An 11,397-nucleotide genomic window follows, 5' to 3' on the forward strand; every position below is an offset into this window, starting at 1 on the left:
GTCGGCAAAGCGCCGCGCACTCGGGAGGGTGCGCGGCGCTTGTTGTGCCCCCGCGGCGGTCTACCCGCCCTGCTCAGGCGCTAAACCCGGTGGCGCTGAACCCGGTGGCGCTGAACCCGGTCAGGCGCTGTACGCGGAAGCGGGCTCCGTGACGGGCTCGGTGACCTGCGACACGGTGACCGGCTTTCCGGCGGTGTCCGGGGACGCCGACGGCTCCGTGCCCGAGGACACCAGCGGCTCCAGAGCGGGCGTCGGACGGCGGTAGAGCGGCAGGCTCGCCAGCACGACGAGGATGCCGGCCGCGCCCACGGCGGCGAAGGCCCAGCCCGGCCCGGCGAAGTCCACGACGAACCCCGCGAACGGCGCGCCCAGGCTGACCCCGGCCGTCATCGCCGAGCCCTGCAGGCCCATCGCCTCGCCCCGGGAGGTCGCGGGGACCAGCCGGGTGATCGCCTCGTTGCCCGCCGTGATCGACGGCGCGCAGAGCAGCCCGGCCGGGATGAGCAGAACGCACAGCCACAGCCAGTTGGGCGAGAGCCCGATCGGGATGGTGAGCAGACCCATGACGGCCACCAGCGCCAGCGGCGAGAACGGCCGGTGCAGCGCGCCGTAGATCAGCGCGCCGAGCAGCGAGTACGCGCACCACAAGGCGATGACGAGCCCGGTGGACGAGGTCGCGTCGGCTTCGCGGAGGATGCCGACGACGGCCATGTCGGTGCCGCTGAGGATGACGGTCATGCCGGTCGCGGTGGCGAGCACGGCGAGCACCGGCCCCCGCAACCACTGCCGCCGCGGGATCCTGACCTGCTCCGCGGCCGCCTCTTCGGCTTCGGACCGCATCGGCGGGTTGAGCCAGTAGACCCCGACGGCCGCCAGCACCATCGCCGCACCGAGGACGTACATGGTGAGCGTGGAGGACAGCGCGGTCGCCCCGGCCACCGCCACCGCCGGACCGACCATGAAGGACAGTTCCACGCCCATCGAGTCCAGGGCGAACGCCGGTCGCCGCTGGTCGTCCGGGACGAGCGCGGAGATCGACTGCCGGACCAGGCCGAAGATCGGGATGGCGAAGAGCCCGGCGAAGGCCGCCGCCACCAGGAGTCCGGCGTACCCGAGGGTCGGGGCGACCAACCAGATGACCAGCTGCGCCCCACCGGTGATGGCCATCACTCGGCGTACGCCGCCGCGGTCGAGCATCCGGCCCATCAGCGGGGACGAGACGGCGGCCGCGATCGTATAGACCGTCGTCACCAGACCGGCCGCACCGTAGCTGTGGTGCAGGGTCAGCACGGTGTGCAGGGTGAACGAGATGCCGATCGCCGTCATCGGGATCCGCGCGATCAGCCCGAGCAGCAGGATCGGGCGTACGCCGGGCAGGGCGAGGACGTGGCGGTAAGGTGTGAGGCTCATAGCGCTCCTATCATGCCCGGCGAGTGTGACAAGACCGCAAGCCGAATACCATCCGGGTCATGGCTGATTTCGGTGTCCGTTCCTCCGTCTCCGACCTGCGCCGGGCTGCGCTGCGACGGCCCGCCACGACCGGCGACTTCGCCGGGGCGGGCTGGCGGATCCCCGACCCCGACCTCCTCGTCCGCCAGCACGATGGGTTCGCCCAGCTGCTCACCGACCTGGGTGTGCGGGTGGATCTGTTGCCCGCGGCGCCCGAGCAGGTCGACGCGGTGTTCGCCTACGATCCGGCGTTCGTCATCGGCTCCGGCGTCGTCGAGTTCCGCTCGGCCAAACCGGTACGCCGGAACGAAGGCGCGGAACTGGTCGCGGCGTTGGGCGTACCAGTGGTGGGAAAGCTGGCCGAAGACTCCGTGATGGACGGCGGCGACGTGTGCTGGGTCGCGCGTGACCTGGTCGTCGCGGCGCGGGGCTATCGCACGAACCAGCGGGCCCACGATCAGCTGCGCGCGTGGCTGGCGGCGGAGGGGCAGGAGCTGGTGTCCGTCGACCTGCCGCACGATCGCGGCCCGGCGCACGTGTTGCACCTCATGTCGGGCATCTCACCGATCGCCGACGACCTGGCCGTGGTGTATCCGAAGATCATGCCGGTGCCGCTGCTCCAGCTGCTGGCCGAGCGGGGGATCGCGACCGTCGAGGTGGACGACGCGGAGTACGGGACGCTGGGCTGCAACATCCTCGCCGTCCGGCCGGGCGTCGTGGTGATCTTCGCGGGCAATCCGCGGATCACAGCAGCCCTGCGTGCGCGGGGTGTCGAGGTGCACGAGGCCGATGCGAGCGAGTTGGCCAAGGGCGACGGCGGGCCGACCTGTCTGACACGTCCGCTGCTGCGCGCCTGATAGTGCGATCATTGGGTGATGAGCCGTGCGCTGATCATCGTGGACGTGCAGAACGACTTCTGCGAAGGCGGTTCGCTGGCCGTCACCGGCGGCGAGCAGGTCGCCCGCGACATCTCCGCGACGCTGGCCGGACCGAACGACTACGACCACGTCGTGGCGACGAAGGACTACCACGTCGACCCGGGCGCCCATTTCGAGGAGTGGCCGGCGCACTGCGTGGCCGGGACGTTCGGCGCCGAGTTCCACCCCGAGCTGGAGACGGAGAAGGTCGAGGCCGTCTTCCTGAAGGGCCAGGAGGCGGCGGCGTACTCGGGCTTCGAGGGGGTCGCCAACGGCATCGGGCTCGCCGCCTGGCTGCGGATGCGGAACGTGACAGAAGTGGACGTCGTCGGCATCGCCACCGACTACTGCGTACGCGCCACGGCGTTGGACGCGGTGCGGGAAGGCTTCGACACGACCGTGCTGCTGGGGCTCACCGCTGCGGTCGCTTCGGAGTCCCGGGAGACCGCTCTGGCTGATCTGTCGGCTGCGGGCGCGCACGTTTCGTGATCAACGGAGTTTTCGTGGGTCATGGCGCCACGAAAACTCCGCTGATCATGAGGATTCCCGCCCCGCCGCTGGTCAGGCGGCTCGTCAGGCAGTCACGAAGGTGACCGGGATGGCCGGGTCGCCGGCCGATAGCTTCAGCCCCTCCCAGGGGATGGAGACGAGGTTCTGTCGCAGGTGCTCGCGCGACTCGTCCAGGGTCGGCGACTCGGCGATCTTGCCGCCCACGACGTACGCCCGCTGGAGGAGCCGATCATTCGGCTCGGCCTCGGGTGCGCCCTGCGAGCAGACGATCTCCTCGGTCGCCGTGCCGGTCGGCTTGTGCCGGCGTACGGCGGTTTTGCGGCCGCCGACGGTCGCCTTGTTCTCCGACCGCTTCACGACCGGGCGACCGGCCACCTCGACCAGCTTGTAGACCAGCCCGGCGGTGGGCGCGCCGGAACCGACGACGACGGCCGTGCCCGCGCCGTACGCGTCGACCGGCTCAGCCGCGAGGGCGGCGATGGCGTACTCGTCGAGGTCGCCGCTGACGATGATCTTCACATCGGGCGCGCCCAGCTCGTCCAGCAGTTGCCGGGACTGGTGAGCCAGCACCGACAGGTCGCCGGAGTCGATGCGGATCGCCCGCAGCGTCGGCCCGGCCACCGCGACCGCGTTGCGGATGCCCTGCGCGATGTCATAGGTGTCGACCAGCAGCGTCGTCTCGGTGCCCAGCGCGGCGACCTGGGACGCGAAGGCGGTCGTCTCGTCGTCGTGGAGCAGCGTGAACGCGTGCGCGGCGGTGCCCGCCGTCGGCACGCCGTACCGCAGGCCGGCGGCGAGATTCGAGGTCGACGCGAACCCCGCCAGGTACGCCGCCCGCGCGGACGCGACGGCCGCCTCTTCATGCGTACGCCGAGAGCCCATCTCGATGATCGGGCGACCCCGGGCGGCGGTCACCATCCGGGCGGCGGCGGCCGCGATCGCGCTGTCGTGGTTGAGCACGCTCAGGATCAGCGTCTCCAGCACGACGCATTCGGCGAAGGTGCCGCTGACGGTCAGGATCGGCGAACCCGGGAAGAACAGCTCGCCTTCGGCGTACCCGTCGATGTCGCCGGTGAACTTGTAGTCGGCGAGCCAGTCGCCGGTGGTCCGGTCGACGATGCCCCGGTCGACCAGGTAGGCGATCTCGTCCGGATCAAACGTGAACCGGGAGATCAGTTCCATCAGCCGGCCGGTCCCGGCGACCACGCCGTAGCGGCGGCCGTTGGGCAGCCGGCGGCCGAACGCCTCGAAGACGCACGGCCGTTCGGCCGTCCCGTCCCGCAGCGCGGCGCTGACCATGGTGAGTTCGTACTGGTCGGTGAGGAGCCCGGGTGATCCACGCACGCTCACAGCGTACGGGCACACACCCGGTCGTCGCCGGGACGGTGAGATTCCGCGATCCCGTGGCAGGATGGGGGTCATGACCACGCCCCAGATCCTGCCGGTGGAGCGGCCGGAGACTGCCGAAGAGCCGGAGTCATCCCGGCCGTGGGTCACGATCGTCCACGACGATCCTGTCAATCTCATGACATATGTCGTGTTTGTCTTTCAGAAGCTCTTCGGGTTCTCCCGCGAGACGGCGGAGACGCTGATGATGGATGTGCATACGAAGGGCAGGGCCATCGTGTCCAGTGGCGCGCGCGAGCGCATGGAGTACGACGCCGCCCGGCTGCACAGCTACGGTCTCTGGGCGACGGTTGACAAGCGGTGAGTCTGTTCCGCCGGGACGGCGAGGAATGCGTCGCCACGCTCTCGCTCGATGAGGTGCGCGTCCTGCGCAGGGTCGCGTCCGAGGTCGTCGGCCTGCTGACCGAGGGTTTCGATCACTCCGACCCCGTGGTCGTACGCCTGTTCCCGACGGTCTATCCGGAGGATCCGGAGGAGGCCGCCGATTTCCGCCGGTTCACCGAGGGCGACCTCAAGACGAGCAAGATCGACCAGGCCGGTGCGGTGCTGGCGGCCCTGCCCGGCGAGGATGAGCTGGAGCCGTCCGGCGCCGAGGTGCGGCTGGACTCCGAGGCGTCCGAGGCGTGGCTGCGCGCCATCAACGACGTACGCCTCGCGATGGGCGTACGCCTCGGGATCACCGACGAGACCGACCTCGACGAGGAGCTGACCGAGGAGATCGAGCGCGACGTGCAGTCGGCTCGGGCCTTCCAGCTCTCCGTGTACGCGTACCTGGGGTATCTCCAGGAGTCGCTGCTCGACGCGATCATGAGGTAGCTCACGGTCCATCCGGAGGCCGTCGCCGGATACGCTTGGCGGTGTGCTGACCATCGACAAGGCGATCCTCGACGCGATCGTCGCCCACGCCCGCCGGGACCACCCGGACGAGGCCTGCGGCGTGGTCACCGGCCCGATCGGCTCGGACACGCCGACCCGGCACCTGGCCATGGAGAACGTGGAGCGCTCGCAGACGTTCTACCGGTTCGACCCGATGGAGCAGTTGCGGGTCTGGCGGGAGATGGACGACCTCGACGAGGAGCCGGTGGTCATCTACCACTCGCACACCGCGACCGAGGCGTACCCGTCCCGGACGGACGTGTCGCTCGCCGGTGAACCGGGGGCGCACTACCTGCTCGTCTCGACACGTGAGCCAGAGGTGACCGAGGTCCGCTCCTTCCGTATCCTGGACGGCGTGGTGACTGAGGAACCAGTGAAGCTGGTGGGGAGCGGCGTGGACGAGCACGCCGTGCAGTCCTACATGTTCGGCCAGACTCCGACGACGGTCGACTACGAGTGTCGCGGCTGAGTGACCGCCTTCCTCGCCCGTCCCGCGTTCGTAACCCTTCTCAAGGAGTCTTGACAGTCATGGCCATCGAAGTTCGCATTCCCACGATCCTGCGCAGCTACACCGGCAACCAGAAGGCCGTCGAAGGCGCCGGCGACACCCTCGCCGAGCTGCTCGCCGACCTCGACGCCCGGCACGCCGGCCTCAAGGGCCGCCTGATCACCGACGAGGGCGCGCTGCACCGGTTCGTCAACATCTACGTCAATGACGAGGATGTCCGCTTCCTCGGCTCGCTGGACGCCAAGGTCAGCGACGGCGACACCGTGACGATCCTGCCGGCCGTCGCCGGTGGCGCGCTCGGTCTGCTCGCCGCCGCGGCGTACCTGGGCCGCTGACCCGTCTCTCCGCCGCCGGTCGCGGGCTTCGGCCCGGGGCCGGCGTGCGGTGCTGAAGGAGGCTGGAAGTGCGGTACGACTCGATCCTCGACTTCTGCGGCAACACTCCGCTCGTCGGCCTGCCTCGCCTGTCGCCCAGTGATGACGTGCGCATCTGGGCCAAGCTGGAGGACCGCAACCCGACCGGCAGTGTGAAGGACCGCGCCGCGCTGTACATGGTGCGCGCGGCCGAGGCCGACGGCACGCTCCGCCCGGGGGCGACGATTCTGGAGCCCACCAGCGGCAACACCGGCATCGCCCTGGCCATGGTCGCCAAGCTGCGCGGCTACCGGCTGGTCTGCGTCATGCCGGAGAACGTCTCGACCGAACGCGTCCAACTGCTCCGGATGTACGGCGCGGAGATCATCTTCTCGCCGGCGGCGGGCGGCTCCAACCAGGCCGTAGCCACGGCGAAACGGATCGCCGAGGAGCACCCCGACTGGGTCATGCTCTTCCAGTACGGCAACGAGGCCAACGCCCGCGCGCACTACGAGACCACCGGTCCCGAGCTGCTGCGCGACCTGCCGACCATCACGCATTTCGTCGCCGGCCTGGGCACCACCGGCACCCTCATGGGCACCGGGCGCTACCTGCGTGAGAAGAACCCCGACATCCAGATCATCGCGGCCGAGCCGCGCTACGGCGAACTGGTCTACGGGCTGCGCAACATCGACGAGGGCTACGTGCCCGAGCTCTACGACGCCACCGTCCTGTCCCGCCGGTTCTCCGTCGGTACGCAAGACGCGGTGCTGCGTACGCGGCAACTGGTCGAAGTGGAGGGTCTGTTCGTCGGATTCTCCACGGGCGCGGTGTTCCACGCCGCCCTCTCGGTCGCCCACGCGGCCGCGAAGGCGGGGCAGAAGGCCGACGTCGCCTTCCTCGTCGCCGACGGCGGTTGGAAGTACCTGTCGACCGGGGCGTACACCGGGACGCTGGCCGACGCCGAGGAGGCGCTCGAAGGCCAGCTCTGGGCGTGACCCCCGGCGTCAGAGCTGGGTGATCACCAGCAGGAGGTTGCCGCCGAGGAGCAGCGAGGCCACCCCGAGCAGCTCCCACGGCAGCCACCGGTGGTGCACCGTGGCGAAGGCGAGCCCGCCGCAGACGGTCCCGGCGATGCCGACGGACATCACCGTCGGCACCAGCCAGCTCGGTCCGGGCTCGAAGACGATCGCGACGAAGACCCGGATCGCGACCACCATGCCGACGAAGACCAGCAGCGCCGCCCAGGCGCTCAGGCCGAGCATGCGCGTGCTCCCGGGCACGGGGTCGTCCTGCTCCGGTAGCCGCAAGGCGCGCATCGGGTTTCGGCGTACCGTCTCGGCTGCCGCGGGCACCACGGTCAGCGAGCCGACCCGGGCCCGGACGAACTTCGCGGCCGGGCTTTCACCCGGGGCCTGGGCGGGGGTTTCGGTAAGGGTGTCGATGCGCGTCTCCACGTCTGGCACAACGGAGCCGGATGTGATGCGTAACGCGTGGATGTTGAGTCGTGCCTGGTCAGCCTGTCACCTTGGCGACATGTTCGAGCAGACCTTACTTAAGGCTGGCGCGCGCGGCGTAGGCTCCGAGCCGTGACGGACACACCGATCGGGATCTTCGACTCGGGAGTCGGTGGCCTGACGGTAGCCCGAGCGATCCTGGACCAGTTGCCACACGAGCGCCTGCTCTATCTGGGGGACACGGCGCATGTGCCCTACGGTCCGAAGCCGCTGGCCGACATTCGGCGTTATGTCCTGGAATGCCTGGATGATCTGGTCGCCGCCGACGTCAAGATGCTGGTGATCGCCTGCAACTCGGCCGTGTCCGCGTGTCTGGCCGATGTTCGGGAGCGTTACGACATTCCAGTGGTGGAGGTGATCCGTCCGGCCGTCCGCCGGGCGGTGGCAGCGACCCGCAACGGCCGCGTCGGCGTCATCGGCACCTCGGCCACCATCACGAGCCGGGCCTATCAGGACGCCTTCGCCGCCGCGCCGCACGTGACCGTCACCGCGGCCGCCTGCCCGCAGTTCGTCGACTTCGTCGAACGCGGGATCACCTCCGGCCGGGCGCTGCTCGGCCTGGCCAGCGCGTACCTCGAACCCCTACAGCAGGCCGGCGTCGACACCCTCGTCCTGGGCTGCACCCACTATCCGCTCCTGTCCGGCATGCTGAGCCTCGTGATGGGCGAACAGGTGACCCTGGTGTCCAGCGCCGAGGAGACAGCCAAAGACGTCTATCGGGTGCTGGTCGAAAACGACATGCTGCGCCCCGACGACGCCCCGCCCCCGCGCCACGAGCTGCGGGTCACCGGTGACGACGAACCCTTCCAGCGGCTCGCGCGGCGCTTCCTCGGCGACTTCCCGGCGGCCCTACCGGACTCCAATCACGCGGGAGCGGCTCGATGAGACTGACGGTGTTGGGCTGTGCGGGCAGCTTCCCGGGCCCCGAGTCTCCGTGTTCGGCGTACCTGGTGGAGGCCGACGGATTCCGGCTGCTCATCGACTTCGGCTCGGGCTCCCTGTCCTCCCTCCAGCGGTACGCCGGGCTGAACGCGGTCGACGCGATCGTGCTCAGCCACCTGCACTGCGATCACATGATGGACGCCGCGTTGTACGTCGTGGTCCGTCGATACGCCCCGGACGGCCCCTACCCGCCGTTGCCGGTGTACGCACCGGCCGGTGCGCCGGAACGGCTCGCGGGGGCGTACAGCGCCGACGAGGGACCGCTCGACGACGTCTACACCTTCTACAGCCTGCAGTCGGGCAGCTTCCCGATCGGCCCGTTCACCGTCACGGTGGACCGGGTGAACCACCCCATCGAGACCTACGGCGTACGCCTGGAGCACAACGGGCGGGTGCTGGCGTACTCCGGGGACACCGCGGTGTGCGACGCCGTCCTGCGGCTGGCCCAGGGCGCCGACCTGTTCCTGTGCGAGGCGAGCTACCTCGACGGCATGGACAACCCGCCTGGCCTGCATCTGACCGGCCGGGAGGCCGGCGAGGTGGCCACCAAGGCGGGCGTCGGCCGCCTGCTGCTGACGCATCTGGTGACGGCCTGGGGGAGCGAGGCGGAGACGCTGGAGGCGGCGGTCGCGGCGTTCCAGGGCCCGGTGGAGATCGCCCGGCCCGGCGCCCGCTTCGACGTCTGATCCGACTTTGCACGGCGTGCGCGCCGAGCTCTCGTTCCGAGGTCTGAAGACGCGGCATTCCGGGGTCTGCAGGCGCGGCGGTCCGGGGTGCGAAGACGCGCGGTCCGGCGTCTAAAGGGGGCCGCTTCGGCGGATAAGGCGCGACTGTAGGGTTACGGGCATGACCCGACCCGATGGCCGCGCCGCCGACGAGCTCCGTCCGGTGAAGTTGACCCGCGGCTGGAGCATGCACCCGGAGGGCTCGGTTCTCGTCGAGTTCGGCAACACCCGGGTGCTCTGCACGGCGAGCGTGACCGAAGGCGTGCCGCGCTGGCGCAAGGGCACCGGCCTGGGCTGGGTGACCAGCGAGTACGCGATGCTCCCGCGGGCGACGACGACCCGGTCCGACCGCGAGAGCGTCAAGGGCAAGATCGGCGGGCGTACGCACGAGATCTCCCGCCTGATCGGGCGCAGTCTGCGGGCCTGCATCGAGCTCAAGGCGCTGGGCGAGAACTCCATCGTCATCGACTGCGACGTGCTGCAGGCCGACGGCGGTACGCGTACCGCCGCGATCACGGGCTCCTACGTGGCCCTCCACGACGCGGTGACCTGGCTGGCGAACAAGGGCGCGCTGGCGAAGAAGCAGACCGTCGAGTCCACGTTGCACCGTTCGGTGGCGGCGGTCAGCGTCGGCGTCATCAAGGGCGAGGCGCGGCTGGACCTCTGCTACGACGAGGACGTCAGCGCCGAGGTCGACATGAACATCGTCTGCACCGGGACCGGCGACTTCGTCGAGGTGCAGGGCACCGGCGAGGACGGCGTCTTCGACCGTAAGCAGCTCAACCAGCTGCTCGACCTCGGTGTGGCCGGCTGCTCGCAGCTGGCCGACCTCCAGCGCGAGGTGCTGGGCCTGCCGTCGCTGTCGCCGTCCAGCCTGCTGGCGAAGTTCGGAGGGGACGTCCGCCGATGAGGCTGCTGCTCGCTACCCGCAACCTGAAGAAGCTCGACGAGCTGCGGCGCATCCTCGCGACGTCGCCCGCGCTGGTCGGCGTCGAACTGGTCGGGCTCAACGACGTCCCCGAATATCCGGAGGCTCCGGAAACCGGGCTCACCTTCGCCGAGAACGCGTTGCTCAAGGCGCGTGAGGGGGTCAAGTACACCGGCCTGCCGACGGTGGCCGACGACTCCGGCCTCGCCGTCGACGCGCTCAGCGGCATGCCGGGCGTGTTCAGCGCGCGCTGGTCGGGCCGATTCGGCAACGACTACCCGCACGGCAAGGACGTCGCCAACCTGGAACTGGTCCTGGACCAGACCCACGACGTGGCCGACGACAAGCGCGGCGCGGCCTTCATCTGCGCCGCCGCCCTCGTCCTGCCCGGCGGTGACGGCAACCGGGAACACTTGGTCAGCGGCCAGATGCGCGGCCGGCTACTGCGCGCGCCCCGTGGTCTCGGCGGCTTCGGCTACGACCCGATCTTCCAGGCCGAGGGCCACACCCGCTCCACCGCCGAGCTCACGGCCGAGGAGAAGGACGCGATCAGCCACCGGGGCCAGGCCTTCCGGGCGCTGGCCGCGGTGATCGCCAAGCAGCTCAAGCCCTGACTGGTACGCCCACCGCACCGGCCTTTCCCCGCACGCTCCGTTCCGCTCGCTCCGTCCCCGCTCGCTCCGTTCCGCACGCGCTGCGTTTTCGGCTGGATCAGGGATCTAGGTCGAATCTTGGCCCAAGATTCGACTCAGATCCCTGATCTGCTGCTGTCGGGGAGAGGCGGGTGTGGAGGCGCCGCAGGGAGTTCCCGGCCCAGACCACGATGAACACGAATCCGATGATCCCGATCGCGATGGCGAGGCAGGCCCTGATGACGTGGCCCCAGCCGTCGGGGCGCGGATCGACGAACGGATACGGGTGCCAGTCCACGATGCCGCCCCGGATCAGCGTGTAGATCAGCCAGCCGAGCGGGTACGCCAGCCAGCTCCACGCGTCCGGCAGCCGAATCTGGTGCCGGGGCGGTTGGATGAGCCAGTCGAGGAAGAGCACGACCGGCGAGATCTGGTGGACGACGGTGTTGACCCAGGGAAGTGTCGTGCCCAGTTGGGCGGTCAGGTCCGACAGCAGCAGCGCGAAGACGACTCCGGTGAGAGCTTCTCCCGTTGATCATGGAGTTTCCGGTCTCGACACACCGGCGAGACCTCGGTTAACTCCATGATCAACGGGGAGAGGTGGCGGGGGGAGGGAGGGGGGAGGGAGGGAGG

At 69.9% G+C, this 11,397-nt stretch carries 14 protein-coding genes and 1 pseudogene; 11 read left to right on the plus strand and 4 right to left on the minus strand.

What is annotated here, in order from left to right; genetic code table 11:
• Positions 1 to 120 precede the first annotated feature (120 nt).
• Entirely contained in the window at positions 121 to 1,410 is a 1,290-nt protein-coding gene (locus AB0M47_RS39745) for an MFS transporter (RefSeq protein ID WP_363423458.1), read from the minus strand.
• A 59-nt stretch (positions 1,411 to 1,469) separates the two neighbouring features.
• Between AB0M47_RS39745 and AB0M47_RS39750 the strand changes: the two genes are divergently transcribed.
• Complete coding sequence (locus AB0M47_RS39750) at positions 1,470 to 2,306, plus strand: arginine deiminase family protein (RefSeq protein ID WP_363423460.1); 837 nt, start codon at positions 1,470 to 1,472, stop codon at positions 2,304 to 2,306.
• Positions 2,307 to 2,324: 18 nt separating this feature from the next.
• Positions 2,325 to 2,855 (plus strand): isochorismatase family protein, encoded by a 531-nt coding sequence (locus AB0M47_RS39755; RefSeq protein ID WP_363423462.1) that lies wholly within the window; start codon positions 2,325 to 2,327, stop codon positions 2,853 to 2,855.
• Between the two features lie 84 nt (positions 2,856 to 2,939).
• Here AB0M47_RS39755 and AB0M47_RS39760 read toward each other — a convergent pair whose 3' ends face one another.
• Positions 2,940 to 4,226, minus strand: a complete 1,287-nt coding sequence (locus tag AB0M47_RS39760) for a nicotinate phosphoribosyltransferase (RefSeq protein ID WP_363423464.1) — start codon at positions 4,224 to 4,226, stop codon at positions 2,940 to 2,942.
• Positions 4,227 to 4,296: 70 nt separating this feature from the next.
• Between AB0M47_RS39760 and clpS the strand changes: the two genes are divergently transcribed.
• From clpS to AB0M47_RS39785, 5 genes are all read left to right on the plus strand, one after another.
• Positions 4,297 to 4,587 carry an ATP-dependent Clp protease adapter ClpS gene (gene clpS, locus AB0M47_RS39765; RefSeq protein WP_253760538.1) on the plus strand — a complete coding sequence of 97 codons (291 nt, stop codon included), beginning with the start codon at positions 4,297 to 4,299 and terminating at the stop codon, positions 4,585 to 4,587.
• The gene (locus AB0M47_RS39770; RefSeq protein WP_363423466.1) at positions 4,584 to 5,099 is read left to right on the plus strand and encodes a DUF2017 domain-containing protein; all 516 of its coding nucleotides are present in this window, start codon (positions 4,584 to 4,586) and stop codon (positions 5,097 to 5,099) included. Before clpS ends, AB0M47_RS39770 begins: the two co-directional genes overlap by 4 nt.
• A gap of 43 nt (positions 5,100 to 5,142) precedes the next feature.
• On the plus strand, positions 5,143 to 5,628 hold the full coding sequence (locus tag AB0M47_RS39775; RefSeq protein WP_253760542.1) for a M67 family metallopeptidase: 486 nt from the start codon (positions 5,143 to 5,145) through the stop codon (positions 5,626 to 5,628).
• 59 nt (positions 5,629 to 5,687) lie between these two features.
• Complete coding sequence (locus AB0M47_RS39780) at positions 5,688 to 6,002, plus strand: MoaD family protein (RefSeq protein WP_253760544.1); 315 nt, start codon at positions 5,688 to 5,690, stop codon at positions 6,000 to 6,002.
• Positions 6,003 to 6,064: 62 nt separating this feature from the next.
• Complete coding sequence (locus AB0M47_RS39785; RefSeq protein ID WP_363423475.1) at positions 6,065 to 7,018, plus strand: cysteine synthase; 954 nt, start codon at positions 6,065 to 6,067, stop codon at positions 7,016 to 7,018.
• 9 nt (positions 7,019 to 7,027) lie between these two features.
• On the opposite strand, the gene AB0M47_RS39790 is transcribed toward AB0M47_RS39785, so the two are convergent.
• Entirely contained in the window at positions 7,028 to 7,477 is a 450-nt protein-coding gene (locus AB0M47_RS39790; protein WP_363423469.1) for a hypothetical protein, read from the minus strand.
• A 132-nt stretch (positions 7,478 to 7,609) separates the two neighbouring features.
• On the opposite strand from AB0M47_RS39790, the gene murI reads away from it, so the two are divergent.
• From murI to rdgB, 4 genes are all read left to right on the plus strand, one after another.
• Entirely contained in the window at positions 7,610 to 8,422 is an 813-nt protein-coding gene (murI, locus tag AB0M47_RS39795) for a glutamate racemase (RefSeq protein ID WP_253760549.1), read from the plus strand.
• Entirely contained in the window at positions 8,419 to 9,165 is a 747-nt protein-coding gene (locus tag AB0M47_RS39800) for an MBL fold metallo-hydrolase (protein WP_363423470.1), read from the plus strand. Before murI ends, AB0M47_RS39800 begins: the two co-directional genes overlap by 4 nt.
• Positions 9,166 to 9,325: 160 nt before the next feature.
• Entirely contained in the window at positions 9,326 to 10,114 is a 789-nt protein-coding gene (gene rph, locus AB0M47_RS39805; protein WP_253760553.1) for a ribonuclease PH, read from the plus strand.
• Positions 10,111 to 10,746 carry an RdgB/HAM1 family non-canonical purine NTP pyrophosphatase gene (gene rdgB, locus AB0M47_RS39810; RefSeq protein ID WP_363423473.1) on the plus strand — a complete coding sequence of 212 codons (636 nt, stop codon included), beginning with the start codon at positions 10,111 to 10,113 and terminating at the stop codon, positions 10,744 to 10,746. Before rph ends, rdgB begins: the two co-directional genes overlap by 4 nt.
• 97 nt (positions 10,747 to 10,843) lie before the next feature.
• On the opposite strand, the pseudogene AB0M47_RS39815 reads toward rdgB, so the two are convergent.
• A pseudogene (locus AB0M47_RS39815) lies at positions 10,844 to 11,272 on the minus strand (Pr6Pr family membrane protein); the annotation flags it as partial.
• Positions 11,273 to 11,397 lie beyond the last annotated feature (125 nt).

The sequence above is a fragment of the Hamadaea sp. NPDC051192 genome, assembly GCF_040682475.1.
GTDB classification, from domain to species: Bacteria; Actinomycetota; Actinomycetes; order Mycobacteriales; family Micromonosporaceae; genus Hamadaea; species Hamadaea flava.